The 18472-nt window shown below is 62.9% G+C and carries 21 protein-coding genes and 1 riboswitch; of the genes, 13 read left to right on the top strand and 8 right to left on the bottom strand.

Annotated elements, in window-relative coordinates:
* Window position 1: 1 nt before the first annotated feature.
* A complete protein-coding gene (upp, locus tag OCX61_RS03810; RefSeq protein WP_110638424.1) occupies window positions 2-640 on the bottom strand; it encodes a uracil phosphoribosyltransferase in 639 nt (212 codons plus the stop codon).
* A gap of 160 nt (window positions 641-800) precedes the next feature.
* Here upp and OCX61_RS03815 point away from each other — a divergent pair, with 160 nt between their 5' ends.
* The 4 genes from OCX61_RS03815 to OCX61_RS03830 all read left to right on the top strand — a co-directional run bounded on the left by OCX61_RS03815 (window position 801) and on the right by OCX61_RS03830 (window position 2715).
* Window positions 801-1358 carry a hypoxanthine-guanine phosphoribosyltransferase gene (locus tag OCX61_RS03815; RefSeq protein ID WP_176506861.1) on the top strand — a complete coding sequence of 186 codons (558 nt, stop codon included), beginning with the start codon at window positions 801-803 and terminating at the stop codon, window positions 1356-1358.
* A 2-nt stretch (window positions 1359-1360) separates the two neighbouring features.
* The gene (locus OCX61_RS03820) at window positions 1361-1834 is read left to right on the top strand and encodes a WbuC family cupin fold metalloprotein (protein WP_261942675.1); all 474 of its coding nucleotides are present in this window, start codon (window positions 1361-1363) and stop codon (window positions 1832-1834) included.
* A gap of 52 nt (window positions 1835-1886) precedes the next feature.
* On the top strand, window positions 1887-2357 hold the full coding sequence (locus OCX61_RS03825; protein ID WP_261942676.1) for a hypothetical protein: 471 nt from the start codon (window positions 1887-1889) through the stop codon (window positions 2355-2357).
* A 67-nt stretch (window positions 2358-2424) separates the two neighbouring features.
* A complete protein-coding gene (locus OCX61_RS03830) occupies window positions 2425-2715 on the top strand; it encodes a PA4642 family protein (RefSeq protein WP_261942677.1) in 291 nt (96 codons plus the stop codon).
* Window positions 2716-2881: 166 nt separating this feature from the next.
* Here OCX61_RS03830 and mqo read toward each other — a convergent pair whose 3' ends face one another.
* Window positions 2882-4387 (bottom strand): malate dehydrogenase (quinone), encoded by a 1506-nt coding sequence (gene mqo, locus OCX61_RS03835; RefSeq protein ID WP_261942678.1) that lies wholly within the window; start codon window positions 4385-4387, stop codon window positions 2882-2884.
* 605 nt (window positions 4388-4992) lie between these two features.
* Complete coding sequence (locus OCX61_RS03840) at window positions 4993-5226, bottom strand: hypothetical protein (RefSeq protein WP_261942679.1); 234 nt, start codon at window positions 5224-5226, stop codon at window positions 4993-4995.
* Between the two features lie 145 nt (window positions 5227-5371).
* Between OCX61_RS03840 and OCX61_RS03845 the strand changes: the two genes are divergently transcribed.
* Window positions 5372-5956, top strand: coding sequence for a YajG family lipoprotein (locus OCX61_RS03845; RefSeq protein WP_261942680.1), 585 nt, complete (start codon window positions 5372-5374; stop codon window positions 5954-5956).
* 170 nt (window positions 5957-6126) lie between these two features.
* Here the strand turns inward: OCX61_RS03845 and OCX61_RS03850 are convergent, their stop codons facing one another.
* Window positions 6127-6333, bottom strand: coding sequence for a hypothetical protein (locus OCX61_RS03850; RefSeq protein ID WP_261942681.1), 207 nt, complete (start codon window positions 6331-6333; stop codon window positions 6127-6129).
* Between the two features lie 160 nt (window positions 6334-6493).
* Here OCX61_RS03850 and OCX61_RS03855 point away from each other — a divergent pair, with 160 nt between their 5' ends.
* Window positions 6494-6754, top strand: a complete 261-nt coding sequence (locus OCX61_RS03855; protein ID WP_261942682.1) for a hypothetical protein — start codon at window positions 6494-6496, stop codon at window positions 6752-6754.
* Between the two features lie 34 nt (window positions 6755-6788).
* Here the strand turns inward: OCX61_RS03855 and OCX61_RS03860 are convergent, their stop codons facing one another.
* Window positions 6789-7958 carry a 1-acyl-sn-glycerol-3-phosphate acyltransferase gene (locus OCX61_RS03860; RefSeq protein ID WP_261942683.1) on the bottom strand — a complete coding sequence of 390 codons (1170 nt, stop codon included), beginning with the start codon at window positions 7956-7958 and terminating at the stop codon, window positions 6789-6791.
* 123 nt (window positions 7959-8081) lie between these two features.
* On the opposite strand from OCX61_RS03860, the gene OCX61_RS03865 reads away from it, so the two are divergent.
* The 4 genes from OCX61_RS03865 (at window position 8082) to OCX61_RS03880 (ending at window position 10055) form a co-directional block, all read left to right on the top strand.
* The gene (locus OCX61_RS03865; protein WP_261942684.1) at window positions 8082-8264 is read left to right on the top strand and encodes a CPXCG motif-containing cysteine-rich protein; all 183 of its coding nucleotides are present in this window, start codon (window positions 8082-8084) and stop codon (window positions 8262-8264) included.
* Window positions 8264-8524, top strand: a complete 261-nt coding sequence (locus OCX61_RS03870; RefSeq protein WP_261942685.1) for a putative signal transducing protein — start codon at window positions 8264-8266, stop codon at window positions 8522-8524. The genes OCX61_RS03865 and OCX61_RS03870 overlap by 1 nt, the downstream gene beginning before the upstream one ends.
* 15 nt (window positions 8525-8539) lie before the next feature.
* Window positions 8540-9160 (top strand): SOS response-associated peptidase, encoded by a 621-nt coding sequence (locus tag OCX61_RS03875; protein ID WP_261942686.1) that lies wholly within the window; start codon window positions 8540-8542, stop codon window positions 9158-9160.
* Window positions 9161-9239: 79 nt separating this feature from the next.
* Complete coding sequence (locus tag OCX61_RS03880) at window positions 9240-10055, top strand: M48 family metallopeptidase (RefSeq protein WP_261942687.1); 816 nt, start codon at window positions 9240-9242, stop codon at window positions 10053-10055.
* 119 nt (window positions 10056-10174) lie between these two features.
* On the opposite strand, the gene OCX61_RS03885 is transcribed toward OCX61_RS03880, so the two are convergent.
* From OCX61_RS03885 to OCX61_RS03895, 3 genes are all read right to left on the bottom strand, one after another.
* Window positions 10175-10756 (bottom strand): TMEM165/GDT1 family protein, encoded by a 582-nt coding sequence (locus tag OCX61_RS03885; protein ID WP_261944263.1) that lies wholly within the window; start codon window positions 10754-10756, stop codon window positions 10175-10177.
* Between the two features lie 90 nt (window positions 10757-10846).
* Window positions 10847-10968: riboswitch (yybP-ykoY riboswitch) on the bottom strand.
* 40 nt (window positions 10969-11008) lie between these two features.
* Complete coding sequence (locus OCX61_RS03890; protein ID WP_261942688.1) at window positions 11009-12007, bottom strand: methyltransferase; 999 nt, start codon at window positions 12005-12007, stop codon at window positions 11009-11011.
* Window positions 12008-12070: 63 nt separating this feature from the next.
* Window positions 12071-13036 carry a 2-hydroxyacid dehydrogenase gene (locus OCX61_RS03895; protein ID WP_261942689.1) on the bottom strand — a complete coding sequence of 322 codons (966 nt, stop codon included), beginning with the start codon at window positions 13034-13036 and terminating at the stop codon, window positions 12071-12073.
* A gap of 162 nt (window positions 13037-13198) precedes the next feature.
* Here OCX61_RS03895 and OCX61_RS03900 point away from each other — a divergent pair, with 162 nt between their 5' ends.
* The 3 genes from OCX61_RS03900 to OCX61_RS03910 all read left to right on the top strand — a co-directional run bounded on the left by OCX61_RS03900 (window position 13199) and on the right by OCX61_RS03910 (window position 18457).
* Window positions 13199-14881, top strand: a complete 1683-nt coding sequence (locus tag OCX61_RS03900) for a fatty acid--CoA ligase (protein ID WP_261942690.1) — start codon at window positions 13199-13201, stop codon at window positions 14879-14881.
* A 299-nt stretch (window positions 14882-15180) separates the two neighbouring features.
* Entirely contained in the window at window positions 15181-17067 is a 1887-nt protein-coding gene (locus OCX61_RS03905; RefSeq protein ID WP_261942691.1) for a DUF1302 domain-containing protein, read from the top strand.
* 25 nt (window positions 17068-17092) lie between these two features.
* Window positions 17093-18457: a DUF1329 domain-containing protein gene (locus OCX61_RS03910; RefSeq protein WP_261942692.1), complete on the top strand. Its 1365-nt coding sequence runs from the start codon at window positions 17093-17095 to the stop codon at window positions 18455-18457.
* Window positions 18458-18472: the final 15 nt, after the last annotated feature.

Below are 18472 nucleotides of genomic sequence, written 5' to 3' on the forward strand. Positions count from 1 at the left end.
GTCAGGCGTCCTTCTGCTTGGTGCCGAAGATCTTGTCACCGGCATCGCCCAGGCCTGGGACGATGTAACCATGCTCATTCAGGCGCTGGTCGATCGAGGCGGTGTAGATCTGTACGTCCGGGTGGGCTTTTTCCACCACGGCGATGCCTTCTGGCGCGGCGACCAGCACCATGGCGCGGATCTCCTTGCAACCGGCCTTTTTCAGCAGGTCGATGGTGGCGACCATCGAGCCGCCGGTGGCGAGCATCGGGTCGATGATCAGGGCCAGGCGCTGATTGATGTCTGGCGCGAGCTTTTCCAGGTAGGTGTGCGCTTCGAGGGTTTCCTCGTTGCGGGCAACGCCGACAGCGCTGACCTTGGCGCCCGGGATCAGGCTGAGCACGCCGTCGAGCATGCCGATGCCGGCGCGCAGGATAGGTACCACGGTGATCTTCTTGCCGGCGATTTTTTCAACTTGCACCTTGCCGCACCAGCCGTCGATCTCGTAGGTTTCGAGGGGCAGGTCCTGGGTGGCTTCGTAGGTCAGTAGCGCGCCGACTTCCTGGGCGAGTTCGCGAAAATTCTTGGTGCTGATATCGGCACGGCGCATGAGGCCGAGCTTGTGGCGGATCAGCGGATGGCGGATCTCACGAGTAGGCATGGGGGGCTCCGAAAGGCGGGCAAAAAAACCGCGCTAGATTAATCTATTCAGCCTTTGCTGTCGTGTAGTCCTTTTGCACGTTAGTCCATAAATGCTTGATCTGTGACGAGCGGATGCGTACCTTTGCCCGCTTTTCCAAAATGCCCCCCCGGAGAGCGCCATGTCCGCCGATCTCGAGCACATCCGTCAAGTCATGCGCGAGGCAGACTGCCTGTACCACGAAGCCGAAGTCGAAGCGGCCATCGCCAAAGTCGGCGAGCAGATCTGCAAGGACCTGCACGACACCAACCCTGTGGTGTTCTGCGTGATGAACGGTGGCCTGATCTTCGCCGGCAAACTGCTGACCCACCTGCAGTTCCCGCTGGAGGTCTCGTACATCCATGCCACGCGTTATCGCAACCAGACCAGTGGCGGCGAGTTGTTCTGGAAGGCCAAGCCGGAAGTGTCGTTCATCGACCGTGACGTGCTGATCGTCGATGACATCCTCGACGAGGGCCACACCCTCAGCGCCATCATCGAGTTCTGCAAGCATGCCGGTGCGCGGGCTGTGCACACCGCCGTGCTGATCGACAAGGACCACGACCGCAAGGCCAGCCCGGGCCTGAAGGCCAGCTATGCCGGCCTGCCGTGCATCGATCGCTATATCTTCGGTTACGGAATGGACTATAAAGGCTATTGGCGTAACGCAAATGGCATTTTCGCTGTGAAGGGACTGTAACCATGAGCCAGCCTGCATTCATCGACCAAGCGTTGTTAACCGGGCTGGCGCAAAAGGCCGCCGATGCGCCGCGTCTGCGGCACCATCACAACTTTCACCAAATGGAAGACCCTTGCCACCGTCTGGCGATCGGCCTGCAGCCCTCGACCTACATCGCACCGCACCGCCACCTGAGTGACGACAAGGCCGAAACCTTGCTGGTACTCAAAGGCCGCCTGGGGCTGTTGCTGTTCGATGAGCAGGGTAGACTAACCAGCACCCGCATCCTCGAAGCCGGAGGCGAGTGCATGGGGGTGGACCTGCCGCCGGGCGTCTACCATGGCCTGGTGGCACTCGACGCCAACAGCATCATGTTCGAGTGCAAGGCCGGCCCATACCGCCAGTTGGTCGAGGGTGAGCATGCGCCCTGGGCGCCACGTGAGGGCGAGGCCGGTGCGCCTGAATACCAGGCCTGGATGCTCGCGCAGTTCGATTGAGGTTTGCCGTTGCCTGCGTGATAGAGTGCTCCTTCATGCCAAGGAGCCTCACATGCGTGCGATTCTTCCCCTGCTGCTGGCGCTGAGCCTGCCTCTCGCCGCCGCACCGCTGCACAGCCAGTTCCTCCCGCCCGATGACCAGTCCCTGCGCCAGGAAGCGCCGACCGGCCAGCAATTGCTGCAAGTGACCGACTACTCGGTGGTGGTAGGGGCCCAGCGCCAGTCCGACCAACAGCCGATCCCGATCACCGCTTCGCTGCAGATGCGCCTGAAAGGCAAGCCGCTGAGCAAGGGCGCGACGATCAGCCAGGTGCTGCTCACCTTCGACGGCGAGGCTGGCAAAAGCCTGAAGAAGCCGCTGTACGACGACAAGACCCGAACCTTGAGCCTGAATTACCCGGTCAGCGATTATCGGGTGATCATGGACCTGCTGCGCAACGAGACGGTCTATGTGCAGTTCCTGACCTACGCCAACGGCCATATCTGGGCCGACCTGCACACCGGTACCGTACGTTCGCGTTGAGGCGTGCCGCCTGTGGGGGGTAAACTGCCGGCCTTCGAAATTCCACGATGGTCAGTTGGAGCCGGCAATGCGCAAAGACAAGAAGCAGGTGATTGGTGACGAAATCAGTGACGACTACATCAAGTCGTTCCTCCAGTTTGAGCCGGCCGATGGCGTGACCTCGCCTTCGCACCACAAGCTGATCAAAGGCTACCGTGGCCTGCGTGTCGATGACTTCGAGCGTTTCGTGGGCTTCTTCGTCGAGGCGGGCCTGGACCTGGATGGCAAGGACGAGCACGGCAAGACCTTCGTCGAAGTGATCGCTGACCAGCGCAACGCGCCGGAATACCTCGAGATCATCGCCAAGGCCCGCGGTTGATTGAGCCTGCACCGGCCTCTTCGCGGGGCAAGCCCGCTCCCACATTGATCGGCGTATACCGGACCTTGTGGGAGCGGGCTTGTCCCGCGAAGAGGCCAGTGCAGACTGATAGAGATTCCAGGCACAAAAAAACGCCCCGAGGGGCGTTTTTTCGTTTCAGGCCGGCTTAGGCGTAATGCTTGGCCGGGCTGTCTTCCACCAGTTCCAGCGCCGCATCGTTGTCGGCACTGATCTTGCGGTACAGCGCTGCGTCGGTGGCCAGGGCCTTTTCGCGAGCCGGGAAGATTTCCTTGAGCTTGGCAGCCCAGGCACCTTTGGCCTGCTCGGGGAAGCAGCGCTCGATCAGCTCGAGCATGATCGACACGGTCACCGAAGCACCCGGCGAAGCGCCGAGCAGTGCCGCCAGGCTGCCGTCCTGCGCCGAGACCAGCTCGGTACCAAACTGCAGGATGCCGCCTTTCTTCGGGTCCTTCTTGATGATCTGCACACGCTGGCCGGCCACTTCCAGGCGCCAGTCTTCGGCTTTGGCCTGTGGGTAGAAGCGGCGCAGGGCCTCCAGGCGCTGTTCCATCGACTGCATCACTTCGCTGACCAGGTACTTGGTCAGGTCCATGTTGTCGCGGGCCACGGCCAGCATCGGGCCGATGTTGCCCATGCGGACCGACAGCGGCAGGTCCATCAGCGAGCCGTGCTTGAGGAACTTGGTGGTAAAGCCGGCATAGGGGCCGAACAGCAGCGACGTCTTGCCGTCCACCACGCGGGTGTCCAGGTGGGGCACCGACATCGGTGGTGCGCCGACCGCCGCCTGGCTGTACACCTTGGCCTGGTGCTGCTTGACGATTTCCGGGTTGTCGCAACGCAGCCACTGGCCGCTGACCGGGAAGCCGCCGAAGCCTTTGCTTTCCGGGATGCCGGACAGTTGCAGCAGCGGCAGGGCCGCGCCGCCAGCACCGAGGAAGACGAAGCGGGCGTCGACTTCGCGGGTACCGCCGCTGTTGACGTCCTTGATGCTTACGGTCCAGCCTTTGCCGTTACGGCGCAGGCCGACGACTTTCTTGCTGTACTTGACCTGGGCATCGGCGCTGTCGCCCAGCACTTTGAGCAGCTTGTTGGTCAATGCCCCGAAGTTGACGTCGGTGCCTTTGGCCACACGGGTTGCGGCGATGTGCTGGTCGGCCGGGCGGCCAGGCATCATCAGCGGCATCCACTCGTTCATCACAGCCTTGTCTTCGGTGTATTCCATCTCGGCGAAGGCGTGGTGCTGCTTGAGCAGCTCGAAGCGCTTCTTGAGGAAGGACACACCCTTGTCACCTTCGACGTAGCTCAGGTGCGGGACCGGGTTGATGAACGCACGTGCCGAGCCGAAGTTGCTCTTCTTGCTCAGGTAAGCCCAGAACTGGCGCGAGACCTCGAACTGGGTATTGATGTGCACGGCCTTCTTGATGTCGATACTGCCATCGGCGGCCTGGGGCGTGTAGTTCAGCTCGCACAGGCCGGCGTGGCCGGTACCTGCGTTGTTCCAGGGGTTGGAGCTTTCCGCGGCCCCGGAGTCCATTGCCTCGACGACCTCAAGCTTCAGGGTCGGGTCAAGCTCCTTGAGCAGTACGGCCAGGGTGGCACTCATGATGCCCGCGCCTACCAGTACCACATCAACCGATTCGTTCTGCGCCATTTAACGCGTCTCCACAATCTACAGCTACCTAATTGACAGCATAGGATCACTGGGGTTGCCAGGATCGCCATGTCCGACTCTTCGCAGTTCTTGCAACTTCCGCGGACACCGCCAATCAGTCTTCGGGTTCGGGTATTGAACGCCGTTTGCCACGGGTGCGGCAATTCGACTTATGGTCAAGGTGTCGTGCGTGCGTTATGGAACGACTTCAGACACTCATCCGGGATGAGCGCTTTTGCCGTCTGTTCAGGGCTGTTCGGGACACATCTGCCGCTTTTGCACATGCCAGACTGTTCATTTGCTCGCCACACTCTCGTGAAGTTGTGAAAAACCGTTTTTTCACGCTCTTTTGGAGACGTGAACCTCAAAAGGGGACTGCGCGATGGCAACCCACAGGTTCATGCAGTGCGAAGGGCCGGAAAAGCAGGCACGACAGCCGATGCAAGACCTGAGTGGAAGGCTCTCTGTGGGCGAAGCGGGTGACGGTGCCGGGGTCAAGCGGCGGATGCGGGGCCCGATCAGGAGACGTCCTTATAATCGGGGGGAGATTATAACGATGTCGCGGGCAGAAAGGTCGTTATTCGTGGTTTTTATTGCAGCGTTTGTCAGGCTGCGAGGATGCGCTGGTGCCAGCGGCGGCTTGCAGGGGCGCAAACCCGGGCCTCGGCGGGCAGCTCACGGCCCAGCCAGGCAAGCTGGATTTCGCCGATCCGGACCCAGCCGCTACCGCTGGGGGCCTGGCTGCACTGCTTGAAGGCCAGGCATTTGCCGTCGGCGTCGAGGCGGGCATAGGCATTGTGGCGCGGGCGTTGGCAGAGCAGGGTCCAGAGCGAGGCCATGTCGGTGCGTCCTGTGCGTTTGGGCTTGGCGCAAGGATAAGGGCGCAGCGATGAAACCATTGTGACAAGCGGGGCGGACCGATGACTGGTCTGGGCTGGGCTGGGTATACTGTGGGCCTTTGCCGTATTTTCTGGAGAAACGCGCATGTTGCAACGTCTGTTGTTCGGTTTGATCGCCGTGGCCAGCCTCAGCCTGGTCGGTTGTGCCCACAGCCCGCAACAACTCAGCCCGCAACCCACGCTCAAGGCTCAGCTCGCACCGGTTGGTCACGGCCAGCCGGTGGTGGTCAAGGTGGTTGATGGGCGGGCTTCGCAGTCCCTGGGCACCCGTGGTGGCATGTACCCCGAAACCAGCACCATCAGCGTCAGTGGCAATGATGTGGTGCCCAAGCTGCAGGCCCAGGCCGAGGCCGCCGTGCGCCTGCTCGGCTTCACCCCGACGCCCAACGCCTACAACGCTCCGCAGCTGACCGTGACCCTGGCCGAGCTGAAGTACCAGTCGCCGAAGGACAACCTGTACGTGACTGAAGCCACCATCGGTGCCACCTTCCGTGCCGATGTGCAGAATGCCAACCGCCGCTACAGCGGCCGCTACGGTGCTTCGCTGGACCAGCGCTTCGGCATGGCGCCGAACCAGGACACCAACACCCAGCTGGTGAGCGACGTGCTGAGCGATGCGCTGACCCGCCTGTTCAAGGACCCGACCATCGGGCAGGTGCTGGGCGAGTAAGCCTCACGCTGCAAACGAAAAACCCGCTGCCTGAGTGCCAGGTGGCGGGTTTTTTGTTGCCTGTACTGGCCTCTTCGCGGGCGAGCCCGCTCCCACAGGTACGGCACCGTTCTCAAGGCCTGTGATATCCCTGTGGGAGCGGGCTCGCCCGCGAAGAGGCCGGTACAGGCTTACGCGGCGGCTATATGGAAATCCAGCAAGCTGACGCCGGTACTGGCATCCACCTCGGGCAGGTCTTCGTGCACATGCCCACCCAGCGCGCAGTAGACCAGCCACTGGCGGTCCTGGACATTGATGGCAAAACCATCGATCAACGCCTGTTGCTCATCACTCTGGGCTACGAGATAGAGGCGGTCCTGGTTTTCGGCGTGCAGCATCGACAAGCTCCGGTACGGGAAAAGGCCGCTAGCGTGGCCTGACCTGATGACGAGCTTATGACAGATGAAATCAAGTGACACTTTGTCGCCAAGACCGGGCATGCGGGGCGGACTTCGGTAGAATGCCGGGCTTCGCTGTGGCTATGACCGAGGTTGCGTGATGTCTTTGCAAGTGCTCTGGGGGTTTCTCTACGCCCACCCGACCAAGCTGATCAATCTGCTGGCGCTTTTGCTGACCTGCCCAGGCGGGTTGCTGCTGCAAAGTGCGCGCAGGCGTGAGGTAACGGCCCGTGAGCGCCTGGCGGTGGATGAGGGCGTGGTGGATGCCTTCGACCAGCGCGTGCCGCGCTACTACTACATTCTCGGCTTTTCCTGCCTGGCCATGGCCCTGCTGCTGTCCTGGTTCAGCACCTGGATCTGAAATGCCTGGGGCCGCTTTGCGGCCCCAAATTTGATCAGGCGACAGGCGCCTGCTGCTTGACCTGGTACTGATTGCGTACCGGCGTCGCATACTGCAACACCAGGTACGGCCGCTGCTCCTCGGGGCAGGCATCCAGGCGGCGCTGCCATTCTTCCCTGGCCTTGGCCAGCTCTTCGGCCGGGAACACCTTCTCGGCGCTCGGCACCTGCAGTGCGTCGTCCTTCTCGCTCCACATCGCGTAGGCCAGGTAATGCACCGGGAACAGGCGGTAGCCGCCGAGGATCTGCCGGTCGGTTTCCAGTGCCAGCTGCTTGGTGTCCTCGTAGTACTCGGTCACCGGCGGGGCGAAGTTGATGTGTACCCGGCCCTTGTAGCCGGTGATGCCCTTGGCGATGCTGTTATCGTCCTCGCCCGGCGCCTTCTTGTAGGTGCCGGTGGTGGCGCGGATGTACAGCTCGCGAGCCTTGGCCTGGTCGCATGGGTCGTATTCGTAGCTGATCGACACCGGGATCAGGTTCAGGCTCTGGATCACCGCGCCGAACGGCTCGTCCTTGCGGCTCATGTGGAACATCTTGAGGATCGCCGAATCGGTACGGTCGTCACCGTCCTTGGCGCGGCCTTCGGCCTGGGCGATCCAGATCGACGTGCCGTCATTGCGGATCGAGTGGTTGATGTAGGCCGAGAGCAGCTGGTAGGCCGCGAGCTTTTCGCGGCGGCCGCTGATCGAGCGGTGCACGATGAAGCTCTTGTTCAGGCGCATCATGTCGCTGACGAACGGCTTTTGCAGCAGGTTGTCGCCGATGGCGATGCGCGGTGTCGGCAGGCCGGCGTGGTACACCGCGTAGTTGACGAAGGCCGGGTCCATGACGATGTCGCGGTGGTTGGCCAGGAACAGATAGGCGGTGCCCGACTTGAGCTGCTCGACGCCGGAATAGGTGACGCCGTCGGTGGCACGCTCGATGGTCTGGTCGACGTAGTACTCGACTTTGTCCTGCAGGGTCGAGACGCAGGTGACGCCGGCGAATTCCTTGCGCAGACGCCGGGCGATCAGCGGCTTGAGCAGCCAGCCGAGGGCACCGGCCGCACGCGGGAATTTGAAGTGGGTGAGGATATCGAGGAATGCCGGGTCGCTGAGCAGGCGTGCCAGAACGGCAGGGACCTCAGCATCGTCGTACGGTCGGATGGCATCGAATTCGCCCATCATGCTCTCTTGTTGGAAACGGCTAGGGTAATAAGGTAAGGGGTGGGGCCCGAAAAACGGCTCGGGCACTCGCAAGCCCTGTAAACAGACCGGCAATTATACGCACAAGTCACCCCGGAGGCCGCGATGCTCGAAAAAGCGTTCTACGATTGCCCTTATTGTGGCGAGGAAGTCGAAACGACAGTGGACCTGTCCGGCGGGGACCAGGAGTACATCGAGGACTGCCAGGTGTGCTGCAAGCCTATCCGCTTTGTGCTGCAGGTTCATGGCGAGGAATGGATGCTGGATGTCTACGGTGAGAACGACTGATGCGGCGGATCTACGAACCGGAAAACCTGCTGGAAGCCGAAATGCTGGTGGGCATGCTCGTCAGCGAGGGCATCGACGTGCACCTGGCCGGCCGCGACCTGATGGGTGGCGTCGGTGAGTTGCCGTTGCAGGGTTTGCTCGGGCTGGCGGTGCCCGATGAACAGGCCGAATACGCACGGCAACTGATCGATGCGTACAATGGTGCCGAGCCGCTTGCCGGCGACGAGCCGGAGAGTCATCCCGGTACCTTGATCTGCTAGGTTCTGAAATCGCCCATGTGTGGACGTTATGCCCTGTTCCGCTGGCCCCAGGCGCTGGCCAGCCTGCCGGGCTTCCCTGCCGGCCAGCCGGCCCAATGGAACATCTCGCCCGGTGCCTCGGTGCTGATCCAGCGCCAGCTCGACGGCCAGCAGCAACTGGCCAAGGCACGCTGGGGGCTGACCCCCGCCTGGCTCACCGACCTTTCCCGCACCCCTGCCCATGCCCGGGCCGAGACCTTGGCCGAGCAGCCGATGTTTCGCGAAGCGTTTCGCCTGCGCCGTTGCCTGATGCCGGCCAACGGTTTCTACGAGTGGCGCGGTTCGGTGCGCAAGCGGCCTTTCTGGCTGACGCCGGGGGAGGGCGCATCGTTGTATTTTGCCGCCGTGTGGGAAGCCTATCCGGTGCAGGACCAGGTGTGGCTGAGCTGCGCGGTGGTAACCCAGGCCGCGATGAACCAGCGCCGGCCGCTGATCCTCGACGAGGCCGGCCAGGCTGCCTGGCTGGACCCTGACACACCGCTGCCGCGCCTGCATGAGCTGCTCGCCAGCCCACCGGCGACGCTGCGCGAGCGGGCCCTGGCGAACTTCGTCAACGACCCGAAACTGGACGCGCCGGAGTGCCTGACGCCCGCTTAGGTAAAATCTTCCCTGCGGCTATGGCGGGGTACGGGCGACTCAGCCTAGGATACAGCGCATGTAAAAAGGGAGTGTTTTGATGCGTAAGTCTTTTGTCGTCAGCCTGTTGAGTGCTGGCATCCTGCTGGCCGGCTGCCAGGCGGTGAATACCACCAGTGGCGGTGCTGTCGGCGTACAGCGTCAGCAGTACATGTTCAGCATGCTCTCGACCGATGAGGTCAACCAGATGTACGCCCAGTCGTACCAGCAGACCCTCGGTGAGGCGTCGAGCAAGGGCGTGCTGGACAAGTCCAGTGCCGACGCCAAGCGCGTGCAGGCCATCGCCAGCCGTCTGATCGCCCAGGCGCCCAAGTTCCGTCCCGATGCCGCGCAATGGAACTGGGAAGTCAACGTCATCAAGAGTGACGAGCTCAATGCCAACTGCGGGCCGGGCGGCAAGATCATCGTGTATACCGGGCTGATCGACCAGCTCAAGCTCACCGATGCGGAAATCGCCGCTGTAGTCGGGCACGAGATCGCCCACGCCTTGCGCGAGCACAGCCGTGAAGCGATGTCCAAGGCCTACGGTGTGCAGATGGCACGCCAGGGTGCGGGTGCGTTGCTTGGCCTTGGCCAGGACAGCATGGCCTTGGCCGACGCCGTGGTGAACTATTCCATGACCCTGCCCAACAGCCGCGCCAACGAGAACGAGGCCGACCTGATCGGCCTGGAGCTGTCGGCGCGTGCCGGCTACGACCCGAATGCCGCGATCACCTTGTGGAACAAGATGAGCAAGGCTTCGGAGGGCGCACCGCCCGAGTTCATGAGCACTCACCCGGCGTCCAGCAGCCGGATCGCCTCGTTGCAGGCGGCGATTCCGAAGGTGATGCCGCTGTACGAAGCGGCCAAGAAGTAATACTCATAGGGGCTGCTTTGCAGCCCATCGCCGGCAAGCGCGGCTCCCACAGGGTATCGCCTTCCCCGTGGCAGCTGCGCTTACCGCGATGGGCCGCAAGGCGGCCCCAGCTTTTCAGGTCAGCCTACCCAGCCGCTGGTTTTCATCGCCGAGTACACGGCCACGATCGCCAGCACGAAGAATGCGGTAGCCGCCAGGCGACGAATCAGCGTCAGTGGCAGTTTCTCTGCAGCGAAGTTACCCGCCAGCACGACCGGCACGTTGGCAATCAGCATGCCCAGGGTCGTCCCGATAATAACCAGGATCAGGTGTGGGTACTGGGCTGCCAGCATTACCGTGGCGACCTGGGTCTTGTCACCGATCTCGGCCAGGAAGAAGGCGATCAGCGTGGTCAGGAACGGGCCGAAGCGGCGCGCCGGGTTCTCGTCATCGTCCATCTTGTCTGGCACCAGGGTCCACAGCGCGGTGGCTGTGAAGCTTGCGGCAAGCACCCAGTGCAACACCGACTCACTGAAGAAACTGCCGACCCAGGCACCCACCGCACCGGCCGCGGCATGGTTGGCCAGGGTGGCGGCGATGATGCCGGCGATGATTGGCCAGGGCTTGCGGAAGCGTGCGGCGAGGATGAGCGCGAGCAATTGCGTCTTGTCGCCGATTTCGGCCAAGGCAACGATTGCGGTGGGGACCAACAGAGATTCCAGCATCAGGATTCCTATGGGGGCGGGTCGACACGGCTATGACACGTACAGCCTCCCCGCCCCGGGTAAGGTGTGCGTGTCATAGGTCTTGTCAAACCCCGGACCTGTCTGTGCAGGTCGCTGGGTCGCACGCGCCATGGCCTGTGGGCCAAGTATGTTGACGCGTACCGGGCGAGCAGGGCGCTCGCGGGAGACTACTCCCCTAGGACGGGGCGGATTCTGCCTAGCCGAAACGGTTTCGGCAAGCCCTGATTTTTATCCACGTGTGGCGCGGTAGATACGGAAGCCATCGGCCTCGGCGCAGGTCTGGCAGTTGCCCAGGGCGCCTTCGATCAGTGGCTGATAGCGCAGGAAGCTATTCGCCACAAGGCGCATTTCGCCACCTTTTCGCAGATGTTGGCTGGATTTTTTCAGCAGGTTTTCCGACGCCTGGTAATTGGTGTGCACCCCGGTGTGGAACGGTGGGTTGCTCAGGATCAGGCTGAGGTCGGCGGGCGCGGCATCAATGCCATCGCCGCTGATGACCTCGCCTTCAAGGCTGTTGGCCGCCAGGGTCAGGCGGCTGGCGGCCACGGCGAAGGCATCGACATCCAGCAGGGTAACCCGGCTCTGTGGATAACGACGTTTGACCGTGGCACCGAGCACGCCAGCGCCACAGCCGAAGTCCAGCACATGGCCGACCGGCAGGTTGTCCAGGTGCTTGAGCAGCAGGGCCGTGCCGCGGTCGAGGCGGCCGTGGCTGAACACGCCCGGCAGACTTACCAGTTGCAGCGGGCCGTCTTCGAGGTCGAGCGTGAAGCGCTCAGCCAGGCTTTCCAGCGGTGTCGCTTGCGGGGCGTTGGCCACGGTTACCTGCCACAGCTGGCAATGCCGTGCGCTGTCGAGTTTGCGCGGTTTGCCGAAAGCCTGCAGCTGCTTGGCTGCGCCCTCGATGCCGCCACGCTTTTCACCCACCAGGAACAGATCACGGCCAGCCAGGCGCGAGGCCAGGGCATTGAGCAGGTAGGCCGCCAGTTCGCGGGACTTGGGCAGGAACAGCACGGCCGTCTCGAAGGCGACCGGCGGCACATCGACGCCGTAGTGGCTGCGCCCGGCAAAGCGGCTCTCGAGCATGGCCTGGTCACCGGCATGCCAAGTCCAGCCGTGGGCCTGGGGCAGTTGCCCGAGCAAGCCGTCGGCGGGGGCACCGGCGAGCAGCAGCGGGCCCTGGAACAGCTCTGCCTGGCGGAGCAACACTTCACTGCGCGGGTCCATGGACGACGCCTCCTGAAAAAGTGGCGCAGTGTAGCAGAGCTGGGCGCGGGACTGAGCGGGCGCTCAGCTGACCACGCGGCGTGGCTGGCCTTCGAAGAAGGCCTGGGCGTTTTCGCTGAGCTGGCCGACGATGCGCTGGCGCGACTCCACCGCGCCCCAGGCGCTGTGCGGGGTGATCAGCAGGCGCGGGATGCCCTTTTCCAGCAGCGGGTTGCCATTGACCGGCGGCTCGACGCTCAGCACATCGGTGGCGGCGCCGCCCAGGTGGCCGTTGCGCAAGGCGTCGGCCAGGGCCTGTTCGTCGATCAGCCCACCACGGGCAGTGTTGACCACCAGCGCACCTTTCTTCAGCAGCGCCAGTTCGCGGGCGCCGATCATGTGCCGGGTATGCTCGTTGAGTGGGCAGTGCAGGGTCAGCGCGTCGACCTGCGGCAGCAGTTCGTCCAGCGCCAGGCGATCATCACGGGCCGGGCGGCCAGGGATCTGCCCGCTCAGCACGCGCATGCCGAAGGCTTCGGCCAGCCGTGCCACTGCGCCACCCAGTTCGCCATGGCCGAGCAGGCCGAGGGTCTTGCCTTGCAGTTCGACGATCGGGAAATCCAGCAGGCAGAACTGGCTGGCCTTGGCCCATTGGCCGTCGGCCACCGCCTGGTTGTAGTCGCACAGGCGCGTGGCCAGGGCCAGCAGCAGGGCGAGGGTGTGCTGGGCCACCGACGGTGTGCCGTAGCCCTGGCAATTGCAGACGGTAATGCCCTGGGCGCGGGCAGCTGCCAGGTCGACATTGTTGGTGCCGGTCGCGGCCACCAGGATCAGCTTCAGCTGCGGGTTGGCGGCCAGGGTGGCGGCATCGAGCATGACCTTGTTGCTGATCACCGCCACAGCGCCCTGCAGGCGTTCGGCGACCTGCTCCGGGCGGGTGGCGGCAAACAGCTCGAATTCGTCGAACTGTTGCTGCAACGGTGAAAGGTCGAGGTCGCCAAGGTCCAGGGATTGGTGATCGAGAAACACGGCACGGCGCAAGCTGGGCATCGGTGGGGCTCCGGTGGCAGGCAAGGGGTTGATCCATCCACCCGCACAATGCCACTCATACCTCGCACAGCCAAATCATTCCTTCGGCTGATTTGACCGTCACATTCAGCTACTACAGTAGTTCCAGACTTGTTCGGCATGCTTTTCAGAAAAGGGATCACCATGTTGCAGACCCGCATCATCAAGCCCGCCGAGGGCGCCTATAGCTTCCCGCTGTTGATCAAGCGCCTGCTGATGTCCGGCAGCCGCTACGAAAAGACCCGCGAGATCGTCTACCGCGATCAGCTGCGCCTGACTTATCCACAGCTCAACGAGCGTATCGCCCGCCTTGCCAACGTGCTCACCGCGGCCGGGGTCAAGGCTGGTGATACCGTGGCGGTGATGGACTGGGACAGCCACCGTTACCTGGAATGCATGTTCGCCATCCCGATGATTGGTGCGGTGGTGCACACCATCAACGTGCGCCTGTCGCCGGAACAGATCCTCTACACCATGAACCACGCCGAAGACCGCTTCGTGCTGGTCAACAGCGATTTCGTCGGCCTCTATCAGGCCATCGCCGGGCAACTGACCACGGTCGACAAGACCGTGCTGATCACCGATGGCCCAGACAAGACCGCCGACCTGCCGAACCTGGTCGGCGAATACGAACACCTGCTCGCCGCCGCCAGTCCGCACTACGACTTCCCGGATTTTGACGAGAACTCGGTGGCCACCACCTTCTACACCACCGGCACCACCGGCAACCCCAAGGGCGTCTACTTCACCCACCGCCAGCTGGTGCTGCATACCCTGGCCGAGGCCGCAGTGACCGGCAGCATCGACAGCGTGCGCCTGCTCGGCAGCAACGACGTGTACATGCCGATCACGCCGATGTTCCACGTGCATGCCTGGGGCATCCCCTACGCGGCCACCATGCTTGGCATGAAGCAGGTCTACCCGGGCCGCTACGAGCCGGACATGCTGGTCAAGCTGTGGCGCGAAGAGAAGGTCACCTTCTCCCATTGTGTGCCGACCATCCTGCAGATGCTGCTCAACTGCCCGTCCTCCCAGGGCGAGCATTTCGGTGGCTGGAAAATCATCATCGGCGGCAGTGCGCTCAACCGGGCGTTGTATGAGGCGGCGTTGGCCCGCGGTATCCAGCTGACGGCGGCGTACGGCATGTCGGAAACCTGCCCGCTGATTTCCGCCGCGCACCTGAATGACGAACTGCAGGCCGGTAGCGAGGATGAACGCGTCACCTACCGCATCAAGGCCGGCGTGCCGGTGCCGCTGGTGGAGGCTGCGATCGTCGATGGCGAAGGCAACTTCCTGCCGGCCGATGGCGAGACCCAGGGCGAACTGGTGCTGCGTGCGCCCTGGTTGACCATGGGTTACTTCAAGGAGCCGGAAAAGAGCGAGGAGCTGTGGCAGGGCGGCTGGCTGCACACCGGTGACGTCGCCACCCTCGACGGCATGGGCTACATCGATATCCGCGACCGCATCAAGGATGTGATCAAGACTGGCGGCGAGTGGATCTCCTCGCTGGACCTCGAAGACCTGATCAGCCGTCATCCGGCCGTGCGCGAAGTGGCGGTGGTCGGGGTTGCCGACCCGCAATGGGGCGAGCGGCCGTTCGCCCTGCTGGTGGTGCGCGACGACAAGGCCATCGATGCCAAGGCGCTCAAGGAACATCTCAAGCCTTTTGTCGAGGAAGGGCACATCAACAAGTGGGCCATTCCGAGCCAGATCGCCGTTGTTACTGAAATTCCCAAGACCAGTGTCGGCAAGCTCGACAAGAAGCGCATCCGCCAGGACATTGTCCAGTGGCAAGCCAGCAACAGCGCCTTCCTGTCCACCTTGTAACGCCCAGCCGGTCGCGTACGAAGTAACGCGACCCGCATGCTAGACGGGCTGAAGCCTTGCCAAACGAAAAAAATCGGCCATGCTTCAGCACGGCCAACGCGCAGTCTGCGCAAATCACACTTTAGAGGGATCAAGCACCTGTGCCTGCTGGCTATAGTCGGGGCCAGGGGATTTTCAGAAATGGGGGAGGGCGGCGCGCGCAAGACGCGTCGTCGCGGGTGAAAGCCCGCATACCGGTCGCACGGGCCGTTTCTGAAGGGACTCACTGCCATAACAATAAAGTACATGGAGTAGCGTCGATGAAATCTGCAAACCCGTTCTGGCGCCGGGCCAAGTTGCCCTTGGCCGTCAGCCTTGCTTCAACGCTCGCAAGTCCTGCTTTCGCTGTCAGCTTCAATATTGGTGAAATCGAAGGCCAGTTCGACTCGTCGCTCTCCGTTGGCGCCAGCTGGTCCACTGCCAACCCCAACAAGAACCTGATCGGTGTCAACAACGGCGGCAAGGGCCTGTCGCAGACCTCCGACGACGGCCACCTGAACTTCAAGAAGGGTGAAACCTTCTCGAAGATCTTCAAAGGCATCCATGACCTTGAACTCAAGTACGGCGACACCGGTGTGTTCGTGCGTGGCAAGTATTGGTACGACTTCGAGCTGAAAGACGAAGGCCGCGAGTTCAAGGACATCAGTGACTCGGGCCGCAAGGAAGGCGCCAAGTCGGCGGGCTCGGAGCTGCTCGATGCGTTCGTCTACCACAACTACTCGATCGGTGATCAGCCTGGTTCGGTACGTTTTGGCAAGCAGGTGGTGAGCTGGGGTGAAAGCACCTTCATCGGCGGCGGCATCAACTCGATCAACCCGATCGACGTAGCAGCCTTCCGCCGTCCGGGTGCCGAGATCAAGGAAGGCCTGATCCCGGTCAACATGTTCTACATCTCGCAGAGCCTGACCGACAACCTGTCGGCCGAGGCCTTCTACCAGCTGGAGTGGGACCAGACCGTCGTCGACAACTGCGGCACGTTCTTCTCCCAGCCTGACATCATCGCCGACGGCTGCACCGACAACCTGCGCGTGCTCAACAGTAGCCGCACCGTGCCGGCTGCGGCCCGGCAGTTCCTCGCCACCCGTGGCGTCAATATCAATGAAGAGGGTGTGATGGTCGCCCGGGGCGCAGACCGCGACGCGCGGGACAGTGGCCAGTTCGGTGTGGCCATGCGCTACATGTTCGAACCGCTCGACACCGAGTTCGGCGCCTACTTCATGAATTATCACAGCCGCGCACCGATCTTCAGCGCTACCGGCGCCTCGCCGTCGGTGTTCCAGGGCATCGCCGGGCTGCCGGCGCAGCTGCGTGCGCTGGCCCCGCTGATCGTTGCGGGCAACTCGAAGTACTTTGTCGAGTACCCCGAAGACATCCGCCTCTACGGCCTGAGCTTCTCCACCACTCTGCCTACCGGTACTGCGTGGAGCGGTGAGATCAGCTACCGGCCTAACGCCCCGGTGCAGCTGAACACCACCGATATCCTGTTCGCCGGTGTACGGCCACTGGGTGGCGCGCTGACCAACGCCTCCCTGCTCACCGGTACCCCGGGCCAGGACCTGCACGGCTATCGCCGCAAGGAAATCACCCAGTTCCAGACCACTCTGACGCACTTCTTCGACCAGGTGATGGGCGCCAGCCGCATGACCGTGGTGGGTGAACTGGGCGTCACCCATGTCGGTGGCCTGGAAAACGCGCACGACACCCGCTATGGCCGCGATCCGGTGTTCGGCCCTGGCCCGCTGCCCGCTACCGGCGGCGCTGACACCTGCCAGGCGCTCAATGCCAGCACCATCGCCGGCGCCGGCGCAGGCGCCTCGACCACCAACCTCAACCGCAAGTGCGAGAATGACGGTTACACCACCAGCACCTCCTGGGGTTACCGCGCACGGGTCATCTGGGACTACAACGACGTGTTCGCCGGGGTCAACCTCAAGCCGAACGTGGCCTGGTCGCATGACGTCTCTGGTTACTCGCCAGGCCCTGGCGGCAACTTCGAGGAAGGGCGCAAGGCTGTCAGCCTGGGCCTGGACGCGGAGTACCAGAACACCTACACCGCCAGCCTTTCGTACACCAACTTCTTCGACGGCAAGTACAGCACCGTGGATGATCGCGACTTCGTCGCCCTCAGCTTCGGCGTGAACTTCTAAGAATACTGATCCAGGAAGACACGAGATGAACAAGACCAGAAGTCTGCTGCAAGCCGGTGTACTGGGCCTGTCCCTGCTGGCGACCAGCGTCATGGCTGCGGTATCCGCCGACGAAGCGGCAAAACTGGGCAGCACCCTGACCCCGATGGGCGCGGAAAAGGCCGGTAACGCCGATGGTTCGATCGGCCCGTGGGAGCCGTTGTCCAAGACTGCAGGCAGTGTCGATGCCAAGGGCTTCCTCGCTGACCCGTATGGCAGCGACAAGCCGCTGTTCACCATCACCGCGCAGAATGCCGAGCAGTACAAGGACAAGCTCTCGCCAGGCCAGCTGGCCATGCTCAAGCGTTACCCGGACACTTACAAAATCCCGGTGTTCAAGACCCATCGCGGTGCCACGGTGCCTGACGATGTGTTCGCCGCCATCAAGAAGAACGCCACTGCGACCACCCTGGTCGAAGGCGGCAACGGCCTGAACAACTTCCAGACAGCGGTACCGTTCCCAATCCCGAAAAGCGGCCTGGAAGTGATCTGGAACCACATCACCCGCTACCGCGGCGGCAGTGTCACACGCCTGGTGACCCAGGCCACGCCGCAGCAGAATGGTTCGTACAGCCTGGTGTACTTCCAGGACCAGTTCGTGTTCCGCGACCGGATGAAGGACTACGACCCGAACAACCCAGGCAACATCCTGTTCTACTTCAAGCAGGAGGTGACCGCTCCGGCACGCCTGGCCGGTACCGTGCTGCTGGTGCACGAGACCCTCGACCAGGTCAAGGAACCGCGCAAGGCATGGATCTACAACGCCGGTCAGCGCCGCGTGCGTCAGGCCCCGCAGGTGTCGTACGACGGCCCGGGTACCGCGGCCGACGGCCTGCGCACCTCGGACAACCTGGACATGTACAACGGCGCGCCGGACCGCTACGACTGGAAGCTCGAGGGCAAGAAGGAGATGTACATCGCCTCCAACGCCTTCAAGCTGGATGACCCCAAGCTCAAGTACGCCGACATCCTCAAGGCCGGGCACATCAACCAGGACTTGTCCCGCTACGAACTGCGCCGCGTCTGGCACGTGGTTGCAACGCTCAAGCCCGGCCAGCGGCACATCTACGCCAAGCGTGACTTCTATATCGACGAGGACACCTGGCAAGCGGCGGTGATCGACCAGTACGATGGTCGCGGTCAGCTGTGGCGCGTGTCCGAGGCCCACGCCCAGCCGTATTACAACGTGCAAGTGCCGTGGTACACCCTCGAAGCCATCTACGACTTGCAGTCGGGCCGCTACCTGGCCCTGGGCATGAAGAACGAAGAGAAGCGCGCTTACGACTTCGGCTTCAGTGCCAGCAAGGCCGATTTCCAGCCAGCCGCCTTGCGTCAGTCGGGTATCCGTTGAGCTGAAAACCTGCAA

Source organism: Pseudomonas sp. LRP2-20, assembly GCF_024349685.1.
Taxonomy (GTDB): Bacteria; Pseudomonadota; Gammaproteobacteria; order Pseudomonadales; family Pseudomonadaceae; genus Aquipseudomonas.